Origin of the sequence: Stenotrophomonas sp. 2YAF26 (assembly GCF_052114625.1) — a bacterium.
GTDB lineage: Bacteria > Pseudomonadota > Gammaproteobacteria > Xanthomonadales > Xanthomonadaceae > Stenotrophomonas > Stenotrophomonas indicatrix.
The window spans coordinates 34,589-53,526 of record NZ_JBFRFC010000008.1 but is presented as its reverse complement, the minus strand read 5'-3'; the positions used below and the strand labels follow the sequence as shown (position 1 = coordinate 53,526).

Sequence of the window (18,938 nt, the reverse complement as noted above, 5' to 3'; positions counted from 1 at the left end):
GGAGGAACCCATGGCCGACCTGATTCCGCTGGCACAGGCCCGTTGCGTGCCGCGCAAAGGCAGCGACCACAAGCTGGGCGAGGCCCGCCTGGCAGAATTGCTGCCGCAGGTTCCCGGCTGGGAGCTGGCCGAGGCCGGCCAGGCGCTGGTGCGCACGTTCCGCTTCAAGGATTACTACGCCACCATGGCCTTCGTGAACGCGCTAGCCTGGATCGCCCACGGTGAGGACCATCACCCGGACCTCGGTGTCCATTACGACCGTGCCGTCGTCCGCTATTCCACCCACGACGTGGGCGGCCTGAGCGAGAACGACTTCATCTGCGCAGCGAAGACTTCAGCCCTGACGGAGCAACCGAAATGAACGTGCGATTGCTGAGCCTGTCCCTGCTTGCCGTGACCAGCCTGGCCGGCTGCGGCTCCTCCGAGCCCCCGGCAGCGCCGGCCGCGGCCCCCACCGAAGTGGCTGCGGTGAAGACCCCGCCGCCGCAGTATCCGCTGGAACTGGCCTGCACCGGCGTGGGCGGCACCAGCACCTTCAAGGTGGTGATCGGCACCGACGGCAAACCCAGCGAGGTCACCCTGCTGACCGGCGCCGGCAACCCGCAGCTGGACGATCTGGCCAAGACCGCCGTGCAGGGCTGGCAGTTCAAGGCCGCCACCCGCAATGGGGAGGCCGTGCCGGCCACGATCCAGGTGCCGGTCAGCTTCAACCCGCCGCAGCCGAAGCCGGACCAGTGCTTCGCCATCGAAGAAAGCCTGCGCCGCGGCGGCTGATCGCCTGCCGGTGACGAGGCCAGCCGACGCCCGCCTCGCCTTTGCCGCCCCGGCCCGTGCCGGGGCGATTGCTTGATGACAAGGAACGCGTCGGTACATGCTGCAGATTCCCCCCGAAAACATCTGGATCGCCCTGGCGGTCACCCTCGCTGCGGGCCTTGCCACCGCCATCGGCAGCCTGCTGGTGCTGTTCTCGCGTCGCCCCAATCCGCGCCTGCTGGCCTTCGGCCTGGCCTTTGCCGGCGGCGCGATGGTGTACGTCTCGCTGTCGGAGATCCTCAACAAATCCATCGCCTCGTTCGCGCTGGCCTATGGTGAACGCACCGGCTTCACTTACGGCACCCTCGCCTTCCTGCTCGGCGTGGTGGTGATCGTGCTGATCGACCACTTCATTCCCAACCCGCATGACAGCCTGGACAAGCAGGACCCGGCCTTCCGCGAGAACAGCCGCGAATACCTGAAGCGGGTCGCCCTGCTGACGTCGGTGGCGATCACCGCGCACAACTTTCCGGAGGGGCTGGCGACGTTCTTCGCGACGCTGGAGAGCCCGTCGGTGGGCATGCCGCTGGCCTTCGCCATCGCCATACACAACATTCCCGAGGGCATCGCCATTGCGGTGCCGGTGTACTTCGCCACGCAGAACAAGTTCTACGCGTTCGCCGCCAGCCTGCTGTCAGGCCTGGCCGAGCCTGTGGGCGCGGCGATCGGCTATGTCCTGCTGTCCGGCTCGCTGTCCCACGCCACGTTTGGTTGGGTGTTCGGCCTGATTGCCGGTGTGATGGTGTTCCTGGCGCTGGACGAGCTGCTGCCGGCAGCCAAGCGCTACGCCAAGGGCCACGAGACCGTGTATGGCCTGGTGGCGGGCATGGGCACGCTGGCGATCAGCCTGGTGCTGTTCAAGTGGTGAAGGGTTTCCGGCCAACGGGCTGAGCCCCCTCGCGGCTGGCAGAGCGAGATGCTGCGGTTGGGCCGGGCGAGGTGGGGTTGCGGGGGACGCCGTAAACCCATCCATGGGGGCTTGGGCGCGCCATCCATGGCGCTTACACCCCGGAACCCCACCTCGCCCGGCCCCTGACAGGCGACGTGCGTGCCAGCCGCGCGATGAAAGAAGTAAAAGCGAAGCCCGCGCTGCGCGCGTGAGTCAAGCGTGGCTCGACTCTACCCGGGCCGCCGCGCGGACCGGGTCTGCTTTTCTTTTGATGTTCCGTGGTTGGCGCGCGCGATCTGTCGAAGGGCGGTCCGGATGGGTTGGCGGGGGTGTCCGCGGCATGGATGCCGCGGCCAAGCCCCCAGGGATGGGTTCACGGCGTCCCCCGCCAACCCATCCGGACCGACCAAAACCGGGATCCCGCTTTGGACGCCAGCCGCGAGGGGGCTGCGCCCGTTGGCCGGTCAGCCCCGCAGGGGCTACTTCAGCCTGTCCAGCGCCTCGACCAGCTCATCGGCCAGCGGCGCGTTCAGCACATACGGGCTCTTGCCGTCGTCCAGCGCGAACTCCAGCGACGCGGCATGCAGGAACAGGCGCTTCAGTCCGATCTGCTCACGAAGCCGCTTGTTGACCGCAGGATCGCCGTACTTGTCGTCACCGGCAACCGGATGCCCGAGATGCTGGGCGTGCACGCGGATCTGGTGGGTGCGGCCGGTTTCGATGCGCACCTCGCAATAGGAATGGCCGCCCTTGCGCTCCAGCACCCGGAAATGGCTGATCGATTCCTTGCCGATCGCATTGACCTGCACATGGCGCTCGCCGCCCTGGCGCAGGCCCACGTGCAACGGCGCGTCGACCGTCATCACCCCGTCCGGCATGCGCCCGGCCAACAGGGTCAGGTAGCGCTTGCGGATGCCGGCGCCGTGGTCTTCACGCAGCAGTGCCTGCAGCTCGCTCAGTGCCGAACGCTTCTTGGCCACGATCAACAGGCCCGAGGTGTCACGGTCCAGCCGATGGACCAACTCCAGGGTCTGGCCGGGGCGCAGAGCGCGCAGGGTCTCGATGGCGCCGAAGCTGATGCCGCTGCCGCCATGGCTGGCGACGCCGGTCGGCTTGTTCAGCGCCAGAAGGCGGGCATCTTCGAAGACGATGGCCTGCTCCAGCCGACGCATGAACGCCTCCGGTGGTCCCGCCTTGTCTCCTTCATCGCTGAGACGAACCGGCGGGATCCGCACTTCGTCGCCAGCTTCCAGCTTGCGCTCGGCCTTGGCGCGGCCGCCGTTGACGCGTACCTGCCCGCTGCGGACCAGCTTGTAGACCAGGCTGCGCGGGGCACCCTTGAGCTGGCCGAGCAGGAAATTGTCCAGGCGCTGGCCGGCGCGGTCGGCCGGAACGGTGATCATGCGCACGGAAGGCTTTTCGCCGGCCGGCTTGGTAGGGTCTTGTGCAGTCATCAGCCTGTTTATTCTGTTACACTCGGGGGGCGAGATAAGGGATTGATTTCGTTGGAAGTTACTCAGGGCCAGAAGCCCCGCTTCCGACGAATCCGGCACAGTGCGCGACCACCGCCCGCGGGGCGGCCATGTTAGCGGCTCACCGGCGTTCCCGGCCATCGCCGATTGCCTGACACGCAGTCGCGCTGAACATGTCCCGTGCGGCGCTCCAGCCTGGCTGACAGCTGCCTCCGGCCCTGCAACACCCAAAACCAGAAAATTGAAGCGCTCCCGCGGCCTGCCGTGGTGTCGTAGCGCTGGAAACCCAAGCCGCCCTCCCCGCGCTTGCGCGAATGGGCGGCGAGCCGTGTCCAGAGGCGAAACTCCATGGCGTTCCGCGCGGTAGCCGCTTGCGAGGAACGCAACAATGAAGCGAATGCTGATCAACGCCACGCAGGCTGAAGAGCTGCGTGTTGCCATCGTGGATGGCCAGTCGTTGTATGACATCGACATCGAGCAGCCGTCCAAGGAACAGAAGAAGTCCAACATCTACAAGGGCCGGATCTTCCGCATCGAGCCCTCGCTGGAAGCGGCCTTCGTTGAATACGGTGGCGGCCGCCACGGCTTCCTGCCGCTGAAGGAAATCTCCCGCGATTACTTCCAGGCCGGCGTCGACCACAACAAGGCCGGCATCCGCGAGCTGCTGAGGGAAGGCCAGGAAATCGTCGTCCAGGTGGACAAGGAAGAACGTGGCAACAAGGGCGCTGCCCTGACCACGTTCATCTCCCTGGCCGGCCGTTACATGGTGCTGATGCCCAATTCCCCCAGTGCCGGCGGAGTTTCCCGTCGCATCGAGGGTGAAGACCGGGCGGCCTTGAAGGACGCCCTGGACAAGCTGAACATCCCCGACGAAATGGGCGTCATCATCCGTACCGCCGGCGTCGGCCGCGATGCGGAAGAGCTGCAGTGGGATCTGGATTACCTGCTGAACGTCTGGCGCGCCATCGCCGAAGCCGCCCTGAGCAAGCCGGCCCCGTTCCTGATCTACCAGGAATCGCGCCTGATCGTGCGCGCCCTGCGTGACTACCTGCGCGCCGACATCGGCGAGATCCTGGTGGACACCGAGGAGATGTACGAGCACGCCAAGGAGTTCATGCAGCAGGTGATGCCGCAGACCCTGCGCAAGCTCAAGCATTACAAGGACGACATCCCGCTGTTCAACCGCTTCCAGATCGAATCGCAGATCGAAGGCGCCTACGAGCGCAACGTGCGCCTGCCGTCGGGCGGTTCGATCGTGGTTGACCAGACCGAAGCGCTGACTGCCGTCGACGTCAACTCCTCGCGCGCCACCAAGGGCAGCGACATCGAGGACACCGCGTTCCAGACCAACCTGGAAGCGGCCGAGGAAGTGGCCCGCCAGCTGCGCCTGCGCGACCTCGGCGGCCTGGTGGTGATCGACTTCATCGACATGGCTTCCAACAAGCACCAGCGCGAAGTCGAGAACCGCCTGGCCAACGCGCTCAAGTACGACCGTGCACGCGTGCAGGTCGGCCGCATCTCGCGCTTCGGCCTGCTGGAAATGAGCCGCCAGCGTCTGCGTCCGAGCCTGGGCGAATCCAGCCAGATCGTCTGCCCGCGTTGCGACGGCCATGGCCGCATGCGCAGCGTCGAGTCGCTGTCGCTGTCGATCATCCGCGTCGCTGAAGAGCATGCGATGAAGGAGAACACCGGGCAGGTGCTGGTACAGGCGCCGGTGGAGATCGCCAATTACCTGCTGAACGAAAAGCGCGGCGCACTGGGCGAAATCGAGAAGCGCCACGAGGCGCCGATCGTGATCGTTGCCGACGAGCAGCTGCACACCCCGCATTACACCGTCACCCGCCTGCGCGACAACGAACTGGGCGAGGAAAGCGGCAAGCCGAGCTACCAGCGCGGTACCCCGCGCAAGCTGCCGGTACACGCACTGACCAAGGGCCAGCTGAACATCCCGCCGCCGATGGTGACCCAGGTCAAGCACAACTCCCCCGCCCCGGTGCGGGACGAAGTGGAACCGGCCGCAGCGCCGGCACCCGCGCCGGTGGCCGCAGTGGCTCCGGCTGCCGCCGCCAGCGGTGGTGTGGTTGGTTGGCTGAAGCGCATCTTTGGTGGCGAGCCCGCTCCCGCTCCCGCACCGGCACCGGCCGCGCGCCAGCAGCAGGATGGCGGCCGCCGTGACCGCAACAAGGATCGCAACAAGGACCGCAAGGACCGTCGCGAGGACAGCCGTGGCAACGGCGGCAATGGCAATGCGCAGCAGCAGAAGGACGGCGGCAACCGCAAGGACCGCGGTGAGCAGCGCAAGGATGGCCGCAACGGCGGCAACCAGGCCAATGGCAATGGCCAGCAGCAGCCGCAGCAGCAGGGCAAGCCGAAGGATGTCCAGCAGCCGCAGCAGCAGAACAAGCCGCGCAACGAACAGGCCCAGGGTCAGGGCCAGCAGCAGCCGAAGCTGAAGCAGCCGAAGCAGCCGCGCCCGCAGGACGGTGACAAGCCGGCCGAGAAGCCCCAGCGTGCCGCTGCCGAAGCCCCGGCCGATGGCGTGACCGCTGCTGCTGCCGTGGCTGCCACGACTGCGGTTGCGGCCACGGTTGCAGTGCAGGAAGAAAAGGCACTGGCACCGGCCGTTGCCACTGAAAACGTGGCCGACGCTGTCGCGGCCGTGGACACCGCCGCAACGACCGATGCAGAGGTCGTGGTTGCGACCGGGGCTGCCGAGGATGCTGCGGCCGATGCCGCAGGCGATCAGACCGGCGAAGGCGCAACCCGCCGCCGCCGTGGCCGTCGCGGTGGTCGTCGTCGTCGTCGTGGTGGCGCCGAGAACGCTGCGGGCGGTGACGTACTGGGTGATGACCTGGACGACGGCGATGATGCCGAGGGCGAGGACAACGACGGCGATTCCGTCGAGCAGACCGCCCCGGCTTCGGTCGGCGCACCGGCAGCCGCCGCGCAGCCGTCGCGTTCGCAGCCGGAATTCGATTTCGATGACGAAGTCGAGCCGGCCGCCGCTGATGCCGGCAAGCCAGCACGTGCGCCGGTTGCAGTGGCCGCCGCGGTTGCGCCGGTCGCTGCCGTAAGCAGTGCCGTGGTCGAGGCAGCCGCTCCAGTGGCCGCCGCAGTGCAGACTCCGGCTCCGGTGGAAGCCGTCGCCAAGATCGAACCGACCCCGTCGCCGGTGCAGACCAGCATGCTGGATGCCATCGACGCGGCGACGCCCGTGCAGCCCGCACCTGAAGCGGCTCCGGTGATCGAGGCGAAGCCGCCGGTGGTCGAGACCGCTGCTGCGATCGAAGCAGCCCCGGTCGCTGAACCGACCGCGGTGGTCGAAGCCGCACCGGTAGCCGAGCCGAAGCCGGTGGTGGCTGACGTTGCGCCGGTGGTTGAAGCTGCTCCGGTGGTCGAACCGAAGACCGAGGTTGAAGTCGCCCCGGTGGTCGAGCAGCCGGCAACCCCGGTGGCTGTCGAAGCCGCACCGGTGGAAACCGCTGCACCGGTCGCCGATCCGGTCGTGTCGGCAGCGGTTGACCCGATCGCCGATGGCCATGCCGACGCTGCCGCACAGGCCGCCGACGCGCAGGCTTCGGAAGAAGACGAGGACGCCGGCAAGCGCACGCCGCCAGCCGCCTGATCGATCCTTGATCGGCAACAACGAAACGGCGGGGATCGATGATCCCCGCCGTTTCTGTTTGTGACGTACCAAATGACGTAGCGAACGCAGATGCGCCGCCACGCCATGCCGTTATCAGGGTTTCGGCGCGAACTGCAGCCGGGTCCACACCCCGTAGTGATCCGACGCCCAACGGCCGCCGTCATCGGGCTGGTCGAACAGGATCTTCGCTTCGCGCGCGACCATCTCGTCCTGCTGGAAGAAGATGTGGTCGATCCGCGACGGCGCCTGGTAGTAATGACGGTTGAGCGTACTGACACCGGCCAGGTCGGTGTTGACGTGCACGCTGCCGTAGCTGTCGCCGTAGTGACTGCGCAGCTCGCTCAGATCGCCTGCATCGACCAGTGCATTGAAGTCGCCGGCAATCACCACCGGTGCACCTGCAGAACTGCCGGCAATGAAACGCAGCAGATCTTCGACCTGACTGCGGCGGATGCGCTGGCCGGTGTCGTCACTGCGCTCGTTGAGATGGGTGGCATAGACATTGACCGGCTTGCCGTCCACGTCGATGCGCAGATGGGCCACGGTGCGGTAGTCATCCAGCGGCAGCAGCAGGTGCTCGCCACGGGCCAGTATCGGGCGCCGGGTCAGCAGCGCATTGCCATACCGCTTGGGTGCACCCACCGGATCGGTGGACACGAATACGTACCGGTAACCGAGCTGGCTGGCCAGCCACTGCGCCTGGTTGCGCACGTTGCGCTTCTGGATCACCTCCTGCAACGCGATGGCATCGGGCTGCAGGCGCTTGAGCTCAGCCACGATCGTCCGGCGGCGGCTGGGCCAGTCCTCGCGGTCGTGGTGCAGGTTGAATGTCACCATGCTCATGCCGGGCTCGCCGACCGCAGTGGCCACATCGGCGGCGCTGGCCGGCAAGGCGGCTGCCGCCAACCCGGGCAGGGCCAGCGCGATCGCCAGCCCCAGCGCGCAGAAACCGCGACCGATTCCGAGCGGACCTCGCATGCTTACTTTTCCTTGCGTTCGGCGCGGCGCACCGCGCTGGGCACATCGATCTCGATGCGTGCCGGCAACTGGTGCACATGCAGTTCGTTGTTGACCCATTCCGCCACCTCGCCGTTGACCGTCGCCTGGCCCGGCTCGCCTGCATACGGCCATGGCAGCACCACGCCACCGGCCGGCGGTACCAGGCCGGGCTGCACGTCCAGCACTAGCTGTTTGTCGCTGCGCTGCAGGCGATAGTTGAGCTGCCCCTGCGGCGTGCGCAGGCCCTGCACGGCAATGCCCTCGCCCTGCAGCCACGACACCGGGATACCAGCGGCCAGCACCAGTGCCTCATCTGCATCGCGGTTGTAGGCGAACATGTCCAGCGCCGAGCGAACGAAGTCCGAGGCCACCCAGGCGTGCGGCAGGTCACCCACGAAGAACGGCTTGCGCGGCGTGCGCGAGACGACCTCGGCCCACTGGTTCCAGGCCTGCGGTGCGCGATCCTTGAAGAAGAACTCGGTGGCCTGCCAGGCACGATCGCGCCATCCCAGGCGCACGAACGCAGCGACGTTGCGCCATTCATACGGCGTGTAGTCCTTCCATTCGCGCTTGCCGTCGCGGCGCGCGACGAATTCGTTCCAGTAACGCTGGAAGGTCGCGTCCAGCGCCTGCTGCGGCAACCGCCCCTGCTCGCCGCCCGGCGCCAACGCGATCGTGGTGGAGGTGGCGTCGAAGTCACCCAGCTCGGCCGAGCCAGGCAGGTAATCAATGCGGTGCTGCTGCATGGCCGACAGCAGCGAGGCCTGCAGGTCATCACGGAACTGATCGCGCGATTCGCTGATCTGCATCGCCTCGACCTTGCCCAGCTGCGCCGCCAGCTGCGCAGCGTCCTTGTAACCACGCAACGCCCAGAAGTTGTCCCAGTACGAATGCATCGGCTTGGCCGAATAGCCCTCGTGGCTGATCGAGGCCGGCATCATCCCGTAGAAGGCAGGATTGCGCGCGCGGTTCTCCTCGGTGCGCTCGCTGCCCCGCAGTTGTTCCATGTAGCTGTAGGCGCCCAGCACGTGCGGCCACATCTGCTCGAGGAAAGCGGTGTCGCCGGTGTAACGGCCATATTCGGCGATGTTGTAGATCAGTTCGCCGTGGCTGTCGTTCTCCGGCACCGGGTCGCTGCCACGCGCATCGACACAGCACGGCACCTTGCCGTTTTCAAACTGATAGGGCGCATACCAGGTCACGTAGTCACGCACGGCATCGCTGCGACCCATCCGCAGCAGGCCTTCGGAGATCATCGCGCCATCGCGGATCCAGCTGCGCGCATAGGAGCGCGTACCCGGCTGCAGGCGCGGGCCGACCCGCGAGATCAGCATGTGCGCCACCGCGGTGCGCAGGGTTTCCACCAGCGGTTGGCCGGCGGCGGGCACCTGCAGGGTCACCACGCCCAGCTTGTCGCGCCACATCGTCGCGACCTGCTGCTGTGCCTTGGCCACGTCCAGCGCCTGCGGCGCCCAGCTGCCGGTCTGCGGCAGCACGATCGCCACCTCGCGGCTCTGCCCGGGTTCGAGCTTGATCGTGTACAGCAGTGCGCCGGACGCCATGCCGGTCGGGTCCTTCACCGCAGTAGTGCCGGGCAGCTTGCCGCTGGCCAGGTGCATCGCATCCAGCTTGCCATCGAAGCTGCTGGCAAAGCGCGCATCCGGTACCTGCAGGGGATACAGCCGCGGTTCGCCATTGATGCGCACCAGCTGCTCGCCCACGTCCAGGCTGTCGATGCGGCTGAAGCCGCCTACCGTGTTGAGGAACTGGGTAGGCGGATTGACCTGCCACGGGCGGATCGCCAGCGCCAGGGTGTATTCGTGCGCGACCTTGTCCGGATTGCTCAACCGGTAGCGCCCGATCAGCTGCGCGCGTTCGGGCGTGCCCTGCACGAAGCTGGTCACTGAAAGGCCTGCTTTTTCGTGCACCCAGTCGACCGTGGCGATCGGCAGGTAGCGATCCTGCAGCGACTGGGTGATGGCAACGTCGGCCCAATCCAGCAGCTTGCCGTCGAGGCGGATGAATGGCTCGATGCTGAAGCTGCCCTTGGCCGGCTCCAGTGCGCCGTCCTCGCTGATCAATGCCTGTTCCTGGCCACCGTCCAGGCCAAGAAGGGTCCAGTACGGCTGCTCGCCAACGTAAGCGCGCGGCAATGCGCCACGCGGCAGGTCGGCCGCCACGGAGGACAGGAAGGCATTGGGGGTCGCGGCGAATGCCAGCGGCTTCAGGGTGATGTCACGGATGCCGTAGCGCCAGTTCGGCCCGCCCTGCAGGTCGAAACGCACGTAGCGCGCATCGGTGTCGGGCAGTGCCAGCCAGTCGCGGCCTCCGGCACCGGCGGTCACTTCGCGCACGGTACGCCAGTCACGGCCATCCTCGGAGGTGCGAACGGTATAACGGTTCGCTTCCAGGCTGGGCAGCCAGTCGATCACCGCACCGCCGATCTCGCGGCTCTTGTGCAGGTCCAGGCTGATGGTCTGCTGCTTGACCCCACCGCTGATCCAGAAGGTATCGGACTTGCCGTCGATCATCCGGTCCTGCAGCGCGGTTGCGGTATCGGCGATCACCGAGGGCCGCAGCGCGGAATCATCCTGCGCGGGCAGGCCCTGCAGGGTCAGCTTGTCGAAGCACACGGTACCGCGGCCGCCGACCTTGCTGTAGATCGTGAATTCCATCGACGCGCTGCGCGCCATGTCCTTCTCTGGCGATGGCCCCCAGGCCTTGTCGATCTGACGGCGGCGATACTCCACCGGCGTCCACGCCTTGGGGAAGGCGTAGCCGGGACGGTTGACCCACCACACGTTGTCGCCGCTGGCGTCGATCAGCTTGAACTGCAGGTCATTGGACGGCGAATCACCGCGCAGCTGGAAGCCGAAACGATAGTTGGCCGGGTACTCGATGTTCAGTGGACGACGGATGCCGACGTAACCGGAGACCTCATGGAAGTCGTAATCCAGGCACAGCGCGCGGCCACCGCCGGCACCACTGACCGGCCGCAGCGAGCCGCTGACCTGGTCCGACAACACCAGCTTCCAGGCGCTGATGTCGTCGAAATCATCCAGCACCTTCGGCGCGGGGAGCGCCGGTGGTGCGGCGATCGCCAGGGAAGACCACAACAGGCCCAGTCCAACGGCGATCGCACGCTTCATCCCTTCACGCTCCCCAGCAACAATCCTTGGATGTAGTACCGCTGCAGCACCAGGAACAGCGCCAGCACCGGAACCACGGTGACCACTGCGCCGGCCATCATCATTTCCACGTCCATGATGTGTTCGCGCGAGAGGGTGGCCAACGCCACCGGCAAAGTGTAGTGCTCCTGGTCGGTCAACACGATCAGCGGCCACATGAAATCGTTCCAGGCGCCCATGAAGGTGAAGATCGCCAGCGTCACCAGCACCGGCTTGAGCATCGGCAGCACGATCTGGAAGAAGATGCGCAGCTCCCCTGCCCCGTCGATGCGCGCCGCTTCCAGCAGCTCATCGGGAATGGAGCGGGCGTACTGGCGCACCAGGAAGATGCCGAACACGCTGGCCAGCGCCGGCACGATCACGCCGCCGAAACTGTTGACCAGGCCCAGCTGCTTCATCAGCAGGAACAGCGGCAGCATCGCCACCTGTGCCGGGATCACCAGCGCCGCCATCAGCACCTGGAACAGGCGCTCACGACCGACGAAGTTGAGCTTGGCGAAGGCGTAGCCGGCCATCGTGTTGAGCAGCAGCGAACCGAGGGTGATCGCCAGCGACACCAACAGGCTGTTGGCGAAGTTGCCGCCCATGCCGGTACGCGCGAACAGCTCCGTGTAGTTGTGCGTGGTGATGCTGGACGGCAGCAGCGGCGGCGGGAAGTGGGTGGCCTCACCCTGCGGCATGAACGAGACCGACAGCATCCACAGCAACGGTGCCAGGCTGACCAGGGCCAGCACCAGCAGCGCGCCGTTGATCATCCACGGGTGCCAGCGTGACTGGCCGATTTCACGACTCATACCAACTGCCTCTTGCGGCCAAAGCGCAGCATCACGGTGGTCACCGCCAGGATGATCAGGAACAGCAGGAACGCCACAGCCGAGGCGCGTCCCAGGTTCCACCACTTGAAGCCTTCCTCGAACATGAAATACAGCACACTGACGGTGCTCTGCAGTGGGTCGCCGCGGGTCATCACGTACGGTTCGGCGAACAGCTGGAAGTAGCCGGAGACAGTGATCACCCCGACCACCAGCAGCACCGGTCCGAGCATCGGCAGGGTGATGTGCAGGAACTGTTTCCAGCGTGAGGCACCATCAATGCGCGCGGCTTCGTACAGGTCATGCGGGATCGCCTGCAGGCCGGCCAGGAAGATCACCATGTTGTAGCCGAAGTTCTTCCACACCGCGAACAGCATGATGGTCGGCATCGCCCAGTTGGGATCGCCCAGCCAGTCGATCGGGCTGATGCCAAGATGGCCCAGGCCGTAGTTCACCAGGCCATAGCTGGTGTGGAACAGGTAGCGCCAGATCACCGCCACCGCCACCAGCGTGGTCACCACCGGGGCGAACAGCGCGGTGCGGAACAGCGCCTTGAAGCGCGCGGCCGGGGCATTGAGCAGCATCGCCGCGCCCAGCGATACGCCGATCGACAACGGCACGCCGATCACCACGAAATAGGTGGTGTTCCACAGCGACTTCCAGAACATCGGGGTCTGCAGCAGGTCGATGTAGTTGCCAAGACCCACGAAGCGCAGGTTGCTGCTGTCGGCCAGCGCATACAGGTCGAAGTCGGTCACGCTCAGCGCCAGCGCCGAAGCCACCGGCAGGCCGAAGAACACACCGAGCACGATCAGCGAGGGGCCGGCGAAGATCCAGCCGGCAAGGGAAGAACGTTTCATTGCGGGCTCCCGGCCGCGACTGCACTGGTCGAACCCGAGGCGGGTGCGCTGCGCTGCAGGCGTTGTTGTTCATGCATCCAGCGCCGCTTGGCCAGCACCTTGTCCACGCGCTGGTCCAGCTCGGCCACGGCCTTGTCCTGCGGCAGGCCACCGCGCACCACCTGTTCGGTGACGATGCGCATTTCCTGCACGATGCGCTCCCATTCGAGCACCTTCGGGGTGGGCTTGACCCGCTCCAGCTGGTCACGGAACGCGGCAGCAAGCGGATCGTTGGCCAGCGACGGCGCGTTCCAGGTGCTGCGGCGCGGCGGCAGGTCGCCGATGATCGAGTGGAAGCGCGCCTGGATTGCCGGCCGCGACAGGAACTCGATCAGCTTCCAGGACGCTTCCTTCTGCTGCGACTTGCGGAAGATCACCAGGCTGGTACCACCGGCGATGCCCGCGCCCGGACCGTCCGGACCCGGCAGCGCGGCCGTGCCCCACTTCCCTTCCAGTTCCTTCGGCTGCAGCTTCTTGAACTCGCGGATGTTCCAGGGGCCGGAAATGTAGAACACGTTGAAGCCGCGGAAGAATTCATCCCAGACGTTGGAGATCTGCGTCTCGGACATTTTCGGCGCCCAGCCCTGCTCGAACATGTTGGCGTAGAACCCCAGCGTGCGGCGGAAGCCGGGGCTGGAGAAATTGCCACGGGTGTCGTCGTCGCGCAGCAGCGGATCGGGCTGCTGCAGGGCCAGCGACAGCTGCTGCTCGAACTCGTTGATCGGCATCAGCACCGCATAGCGGTTCGGGCCCTGCATGCGCTTGATCGCGGCCATCTGCTCGTCCCATTCGGCCCAGGTGCGCGGCGGATGGTCGAAGCCGGCCTTGGCCAGCAGGTCCTTGCGGTAATAGATCAGGCGGGTATCGACGTACCACGGCACACCGACCAGCTCGTCGTGGATCACGTTGGTATCCCAGATGCCCTGGAAGTAGTCCTTCGGATCCACCACGGTCGAGCGCTGCACGAACGGCTGCAGCGGCGTCAGCGCGTTGAGCTCAGCGAATTCGGGTACCCAGGTGTTGCCGAGCTGGCACACGTCGGGCAGGCCGTCGGCGGCGAACGCGGTCAGCAGCTTCTCGTGCGCGGCCGTCCACGGGATGTTCTGCACATCGACCTTGATGCCGGGGTTCTCCGCTTCGAATTCGTGGATCAGCTCGCTGACCACCTCAGCCTCGCGACCCATCGCCCAGAAGCGCACGGTGGTGGTGCCCTGCTCGGGGCGGGCGCAGCCGGCCATGACCAGCGCGGCCAGTGCAGGCAATGCCCAGCGTCGCAGGCGGTGTTTCCAGTCGTGCACCTTGTTACTTCCCCTGGCCGGTGTTGCGGTTGGCATTGTTTTTCTGTTCCTGCGCGGCGGCCGCACGTGATTCAGCGATACCGACCGCACGTGCTGCTGCGGCCTTTTCATCCTTCTGCAGCTCTAGCGGCTGGAAGGAACCTTCCGGTGCCAGCCAGCCACCGCTGAAGCCCGCCCGTTCCAGACCCTTGCGGATGTACGGGTTCTTCTTCATCACATCCCAGACGAAGTCGTTGCGGTAGTTGGCGATCATGGTCAGGATCGGGCCCTGGTCGATGGCGATGTAGTCGCTGGCGACCCAGCCGCGGTCAGGCACCACGCGCCCGGTCTTGATCGGGATGTCGTAGTTGAAACTGGGATTGAACGAATCCAGGAAGCCATAGCTGGAGTAGATGTAGTCGCCGTAGCGCTTGTGCATCTCCAACGTGGCCGGGATCACTTCCTCGGGCGCGAACACGACCGAGGAGATCGCTGCGGTTGGCGCGATCGTGCCGTCATCGAAATTCTCGCGCAGGCCTGCGCCGCGCGACGAGTAATGGCGGAACTGGCGCTGCTCACCGCGGTATTCCTGGGTGGTGTTCTGCGGACCATCACTGGCGGTCAGGCCCCACACGTTCTCGCCGTACTCCTTCCAGTTCATCGGATTGGCGATGGCGTACTCACGCTGGGCCAGCGCGGCCGAACGGCTGTTGAGGAAGTAGGTGCTGCCACGCTCGCGCATGTAGGCATCCTGGATGTCGCGGAAATCGATCCAGACATGGCTGTACTGGTGGCCGAACAGCGGGCCGAAGGACAGGTATTCCTGGCCCTGGTAGACGCCCCAGTCGTTGTCGTAGGTCCGCGTCCACACTGTCCACGCATCCGGGCTGACCGGATGGCTGGGCGAACCCAGGGCGAGGATGTAGACCATCATCGCCTCGTTGTAGCCCATCCAGTCATGGTCGATGAAGCCGTTCTCGGGGAACCAGCCCATCGAGATCAGCGGCGCACGCTGCTGCAGCCACGGCCAGTCGACCTGCTTGTACAGGGTGTCGGCGATCTGCCGGATTTCCTTCTCGCGCGGATCGTCGCCGTCGTAGTACGACTGCGCGAACAGCACGCCCATCATCAGCAGCGCGGTGTCCACCGAGGACAGTTCCACCCAGCTGTCGTAGCGGCGCCCTTCCTGCATGTCCAGGAAGTGGTAATAGAAACCCTTGTAGCCGGCCTTGCCGGTGCGCTGCGGGCCCATCGGCACGTCGCGGAAGAACTTCAGGGTGGTCAGGGTGCGGTCGATCGCCTGGTTGCGGCTGACCCAGCCGTTCTCGATGCCGATCGGATAAGCGGTCAGGGCGAAGCCGACAGAGGCGATGCTGGCGAACGGTCGCGACGGATAGCGGTCCGGGGTAAGGCCGTTGATCTCGTTGGTGGTATCCCAGAAGAACTGGAAGGTGCGGCGCTCGATGTCATCGAACAGCGGCGGCAGCTCCGGCTTCATCGGCCGCGGCGGTGCGTCGGCCTCGATCAGGATCACCGGCGGGCGCGGCTTGGCAGGCTCCTGCTGGGCCGGTTTGCAGGCGGCGATGGCCAGGGTCATCGCAGCGGCGGTCATCAGGTGGCGTGCCTGCATGGCGCGGTTCCTCCGGTGGGCTGATCGATGAAAGAGCATAACGTCCAATGACCTGAAATCGTTTACAAAGTGCGGTCTTAAAAAACCACGGAAACGTGGTCGATGACACCGCGGTCATTGCCCACGCCATTGCCCCCTGTCTGGCAATGGCGTGGGCAATGGACCGGCCCGGGGACCGGCCATTGCCGGTGCCGCCGGCGAACCGGCGGCACGATGTTGCATCAACTGCCTGTGATCAGAAGCGGAAGCCCACTTCGGCCTTGACCTGACGCGGAGTACCGATGATGTCGCCGGTCTCGTTGTAGCTGGCCTGCAGCTTGCCGTTGGTCTTGACGTAGTTGTAGGTGGAGAAGTTGTCGAAGTTGAACACGTTGATGATGTCGATACGCGCGTACAGCTCGGTATCGCCCGCCAGCTTGAACGTCTTCGTCGCCTGCAGGTCGACCGAACGGTAGCCGAAGATCTTGCCACCCACCAGGAACTTGCCATTGGCGTTGGGCACAGCCGCCTGCGGCGTCGGCAGGTTGTAGCCACTGGCCTGCGGCACCGGGTACCAGTCATTGACGGCGGTCGGGGTAGCCAGGGTGATCTTGCCACCGAAGGTGATGCCCCAGAAGCCCGCGTACGAACCGGTGACCACCAGGCGGTGGCGCGGCGCGCCGTTGGAACGGATGGTCGGGTAATCCTCGATCAGGCCGCGGTCGAAGGCGTACTTCTCGTTGATGTCGCGGTTGTGGCGCGCGGTCGTCCAGGTGTAGGCGATCGAGGTACCCCAGCCGCTTTCCTGGGTGAACGGCTTCTGCGCCGACAGCAGGATCTGGGTCGCACGGGTCTTGATGCCCTGCTGGCCGATGATCAGGCTGCCGAAGCCCGGCACGTTGCAGCTCCAGGCCTGGCTCAGGCCCGGCTCGGTGCCACCGCACAGGCGCGGGTCATCGAAGAACTGGCCGGTCGGGTAGCGGTTGCCCAGGGTGAAGGCGAAGCCGTCGTAGCTCAGGGTACGGGCGATGGTGGCGTCGGTCAGCCAGTCACCGATCTGGTTGCTCATGCCCAGGCTGAACTGATCGGAGTACGGAGCCTTCAGCTTGTTGTTCAGCAGATCCACTTCCAGGCCGGCATTGCTGGTCGCACCGACCAGGCTCTGCAGGTTGCCGATGCCGTTGAGCAGGTTCGGGTTCCAGTCATAGCAGGCGGCCTGGCCGTTGATGCAGGTGCCGGTGGTCGGGTTGCGGAAGTAGATGGTCGGCTGCGGCAGGGCCAGCTTGGTGGTTTCCAGCTGCAGGTTGTCGAACAGGTCGCGGTCGTACGAACGGCCGGCACCACCGTGGATCACGTGCTGCTCGTCGGCGTTGATGTCATACGAGAAGCCCAGGCGCGGCTGCCAGGCATCCTTGAATGCCTTGCGGTTGTGGCCGTTGCTGATGTAGTCGCTGATGTCCAGGCCGCCCAGCGCCAGCGAATCGGCGTAGGTCTGGCCGGCGGCAGCACGCGGATCCTGCGAATAGATCGCGTCGACCACGGCCTGCGGGGTGACGAAGTCCAGGTAGGACGGGGTCTTTTCGTAGTCCCAGCGCAGGCCGAGGTTGATCTGCAGGTGGTCGTTGACCTGCCAGTCGTCCTGGATGAACACACCGTACTGCTTGGACTTCGAACGCACTTCACCGGACACGCCGTCCACGCCGGTCACCGGCTTGACGAACTGCGCCTTGTACGGGATGGAATCGGGGAAGTCCGGATCGCCCAGGCTGTAGGTGAAGGTCGGGTTGATCTGCGCCGCATCGGAGGCGTACAGGTCGATCGCCTTGTACTTCACGCCCATCTTGATGGTGTGGTCGCCGGCCCACTGGATGCCGTCCAGGGTCAGGTTGTCTTCGATCGACCAGCCCTTCTGGCCCTTCACCTGCGAATCCAGTGCCGATGCGCCACCGATCTTCACCACGGTGCGGTCTTCGGTGCCGTCCGGTGCGGTGTAGGTGATGCCGTTGGCCAGGGTCAGCGGGGTCGGGTTGTTGAACGAATCTTCATGGGTGACCATCATTTCGTTGTAGTAACGCTCGCCGCTGTGGTTCCAGCGCAGGGCGTAACGACGGTCGGTGTTGACCACTTCACGACCGGCTTCCGGCGAGGTCTGGCCACTGAACTGCGACTGGGTTTCGTCGCGGTCCTGGAAGGTCAGCTCGATGCGATCGTTGTCGGTCGGCTCGAAGTCGATCTTGCCGAAGATCAGATCCTGCTGGAACGGCTGGCTGGCCGGGCCCAGGCCGGCGGCGCCTGCGGGCGGCAGGAGGCCGGCAGCACCGGTAACCGCGCCGTCCGGCGCGATGGTGACCGGCAGGTCGAAGCGCTTGGCTTCGTAGGTCACGAAGAAGTGGGCCTTGTCCTGGATGATCGGGCCGCCCAGGGCGAAGCCGTATTCCTTCTCGGCCGAGACCATCTTGTCCTTGCCGCCCTGGCGCTCGGCCGGCGTCTTGGCGCGCATGTCCTCGTCGGTGTAGCGGTAGAACGCCTCACCCTTGAATTCATTGGTACCGGACTTGGTGGCAGCGGTCACTGCGGCGCTCGACACCTGGCCGTACTCGGCCTTGTAGTTGCCGCTGATGACCTTGTATTCGCCGATGGCCAACTGCGGGAACGGGTTGCCGGCGCTGCCGGACTGGCCGGCCACGCCGCCGCCCTTGACGTAGCTCTTCTGGCCCACGCCGTCGATGTAGACGTTGGTACCGTCGGAATTGGTGGCACCGCCGCGCAGCGAGGTGTTGCCCTTGGCATCACGGGTGAAGATCAGGCCCGGCACCGCGTCGGCGAACTCCAGGAAGTTGCGCGACACCTGCGGGGTGGTCTGGATCTGCTGCAGGCTGACGGTCTTGCCGACTTCGGAGGTACGCACTTCCTGCAGCAGGGTCGGCGCGACGACGTTGACGGTGTCCAGGTTGGTGGCGGCGGTCGAGCCGGTACCACCGGCAGCCGCCTCGCTGAAGTTCAGCGTCGCGGTCGAGGCGACGGTGACGGTGACCTTCTGGGTCTGGCCGTTGGCGACCACGTTGTAGGTGCCCGGATCCAGGCCCATCAGCGAGTAGCTGCCGTCGGCACGCACGGTGCCGCGACGGACGGTGCCGGTGGCGACGTTGGTGGCGGTGACTTCGGCACCGGCCTGGGCGCCGGACACCTGGCCGCGCAGGCTGGCGTTGGCCGACTGGGCCATGACGTTCGGGGCGGCGGCCAGCATCAGGCAGCTGACCAGTGCGGTGCTCAGCAGCCGGCGCGCCGGCGTGCGGATAGTGGAATGCATCATCAACTCAATCTCCGGGTGGCG

The 18,938-nt window shown here is 65.9% G+C and carries 12 protein-coding genes; 4 read left to right on the top strand and 8 right to left on the bottom strand.

The window, feature by feature from the left end:
• Positions 1–10: 10 nt before the first annotated feature.
• The 3 genes from AB4Y98_RS10305 (at position 11) to zupT (ending at position 1,681) form a co-directional block, all read left to right on the top strand.
• Positions 11–361 (top strand): 4a-hydroxytetrahydrobiopterin dehydratase, encoded by a 351-nt coding sequence (locus tag AB4Y98_RS10305; RefSeq protein ID WP_230110908.1) that lies wholly within the window; start codon positions 11–13, stop codon positions 359–361.
• Positions 358–774, top strand: a complete 417-nt coding sequence (locus AB4Y98_RS10300) for an energy transducer TonB (protein ID WP_312787851.1) — start codon at positions 358–360, stop codon at positions 772–774. Before AB4Y98_RS10305 ends, AB4Y98_RS10300 begins: the two co-directional genes overlap by 4 nt.
• A gap of 97 nt (positions 775–871) precedes the next feature.
• Complete coding sequence (gene zupT / locus AB4Y98_RS10295; protein ID WP_025876721.1) at positions 872–1,681, top strand: zinc transporter ZupT; 810 nt, start codon at positions 872–874, stop codon at positions 1,679–1,681.
• 500 nt (positions 1,682–2,181) lie between these two features.
• On the opposite strand, the gene AB4Y98_RS10290 is transcribed toward zupT, so the two are convergent.
• The gene (locus tag AB4Y98_RS10290) at positions 2,182–3,156 is read right to left on the bottom strand and encodes an RluA family pseudouridine synthase (protein ID WP_312785980.1); all 975 of its coding nucleotides are present in this window, start codon (positions 3,154–3,156) and stop codon (positions 2,182–2,184) included.
• 406 nt (positions 3,157–3,562) lie between these two features.
• Here AB4Y98_RS10290 and AB4Y98_RS10285 point away from each other — a divergent pair, with 406 nt between their 5' ends.
• On the top strand, positions 3,563–6,799 hold the full coding sequence (locus AB4Y98_RS10285) for an Rne/Rng family ribonuclease (RefSeq protein ID WP_442244299.1): 3,237 nt from the start codon (positions 3,563–3,565) through the stop codon (positions 6,797–6,799).
• A gap of 114 nt (positions 6,800–6,913) precedes the next feature.
• On the opposite strand, the gene AB4Y98_RS10280 is transcribed toward AB4Y98_RS10285, so the two are convergent.
• The 7 genes from AB4Y98_RS10280 to AB4Y98_RS10250 all read right to left on the bottom strand — a co-directional run bounded on the left by AB4Y98_RS10280 (position 6,914) and on the right by AB4Y98_RS10250 (position 18,917).
• Positions 6,914–7,798, bottom strand: a complete 885-nt coding sequence (locus AB4Y98_RS10280; RefSeq protein ID WP_312785978.1) for an endonuclease/exonuclease/phosphatase family protein — start codon at positions 7,796–7,798, stop codon at positions 6,914–6,916.
• 2 nt (positions 7,799–7,800) lie between these two features.
• Entirely contained in the window at positions 7,801–10,968 is a 3,168-nt protein-coding gene (locus tag AB4Y98_RS10275) for a discoidin domain-containing protein (protein WP_312108422.1), read from the bottom strand.
• Positions 10,965–11,801 (bottom strand): carbohydrate ABC transporter permease, encoded by an 837-nt coding sequence (locus tag AB4Y98_RS10270; protein WP_089236185.1) that lies wholly within the window; start codon positions 11,799–11,801, stop codon positions 10,965–10,967. Before AB4Y98_RS10270 ends, AB4Y98_RS10275 begins: the two co-directional genes overlap by 4 nt.
• On the bottom strand, positions 11,798–12,679 hold the full coding sequence (locus AB4Y98_RS10265) for a carbohydrate ABC transporter permease (RefSeq protein WP_089236186.1): 882 nt from the start codon (positions 12,677–12,679) through the stop codon (positions 11,798–11,800). Before AB4Y98_RS10265 ends, AB4Y98_RS10270 begins: the two co-directional genes overlap by 4 nt.
• Entirely contained in the window at positions 12,676–13,956 is a 1,281-nt protein-coding gene (locus tag AB4Y98_RS10260) for a sugar ABC transporter substrate-binding protein (RefSeq protein WP_363732929.1), read from the bottom strand. Before AB4Y98_RS10260 ends, AB4Y98_RS10265 begins: the two co-directional genes overlap by 4 nt.
• 64 nt (positions 13,957–14,020) lie before the next feature.
• Entirely contained in the window at positions 14,021–15,625 is a 1,605-nt protein-coding gene (locus tag AB4Y98_RS10255) for a glucoamylase family protein (protein ID WP_080148417.1), read from the bottom strand.
• Positions 15,626–15,860: 235 nt separating this feature from the next.
• A complete protein-coding gene (locus AB4Y98_RS10250) occupies positions 15,861–18,917 on the bottom strand; it encodes a TonB-dependent receptor (RefSeq protein ID WP_442244298.1) in 3,057 nt (1,018 codons plus the stop codon).
• Positions 18,918–18,938 lie beyond the last annotated feature (21 nt).

Excerpts from the sequence above, each read along its gene's own strand:
- zupT (WP_025876721.1), top strand. The coding sequence starts at position 872 with ATGCTGCAGATTCCCCCCGAAAACATCTGGATCGCCCTGGCGGTCACC.
- AB4Y98_RS10285 (WP_442244299.1), top strand. The coding sequence starts at position 3,563 with ATGAAGCGAATGCTGATCAACGCCACGCAGGCTGAAGAGCTGCGTGTT.
- AB4Y98_RS10305 (WP_230110908.1), top strand. The coding sequence starts at position 11 with ATGGCCGACCTGATTCCGCTGGCACAGGCCCGTTGCGTGCCGCGCAAA.
- AB4Y98_RS10300 (WP_312787851.1), top strand. The coding sequence starts at position 358 with ATGAACGTGCGATTGCTGAGCCTGTCCCTGCTTGCCGTGACCAGCCTG.
- AB4Y98_RS10265 (WP_089236186.1), bottom strand. The coding sequence starts at position 12,679 with ATGAAACGTTCTTCCCTTGCCGGCTGGATCTTCGCCGGCCCCTCGCTG.
- AB4Y98_RS10270 (WP_089236185.1), bottom strand. The coding sequence starts at position 11,801 with ATGAGTCGTGAAATCGGCCAGTCACGCTGGCACCCGTGGATGATCAAC.
- AB4Y98_RS10255 (WP_080148417.1), bottom strand. The coding sequence starts at position 15,625 with ATGCAGGCACGCCACCTGATGACCGCCGCTGCGATGACCCTGGCCATC.
- AB4Y98_RS10275 (WP_312108422.1), bottom strand. The coding sequence starts at position 10,968 with ATGAAGCGTGCGATCGCCGTTGGACTGGGCCTGTTGTGGTCTTCCCTG.
- AB4Y98_RS10280 (WP_312785978.1), bottom strand. The coding sequence starts at position 7,798 with ATGCGAGGTCCGCTCGGAATCGGTCGCGGTTTCTGCGCGCTGGGGCTG.
- AB4Y98_RS10290 (WP_312785980.1), bottom strand. The coding sequence starts at position 3,156 with ATGACTGCACAAGACCCTACCAAGCCGGCCGGCGAAAAGCCTTCCGTG.
- AB4Y98_RS10260 (WP_363732929.1), bottom strand. The coding sequence starts at position 13,956 with ATGGCCGGCTGCGCCCGCCCCGAGCAGGGCACCACCACCGTGCGCTTC.
- AB4Y98_RS10250 (WP_442244298.1), bottom strand. The coding sequence starts at position 18,917 with ATGATGCATTCCACTATCCGCACGCCGGCGCGCCGGCTGCTGAGCACC.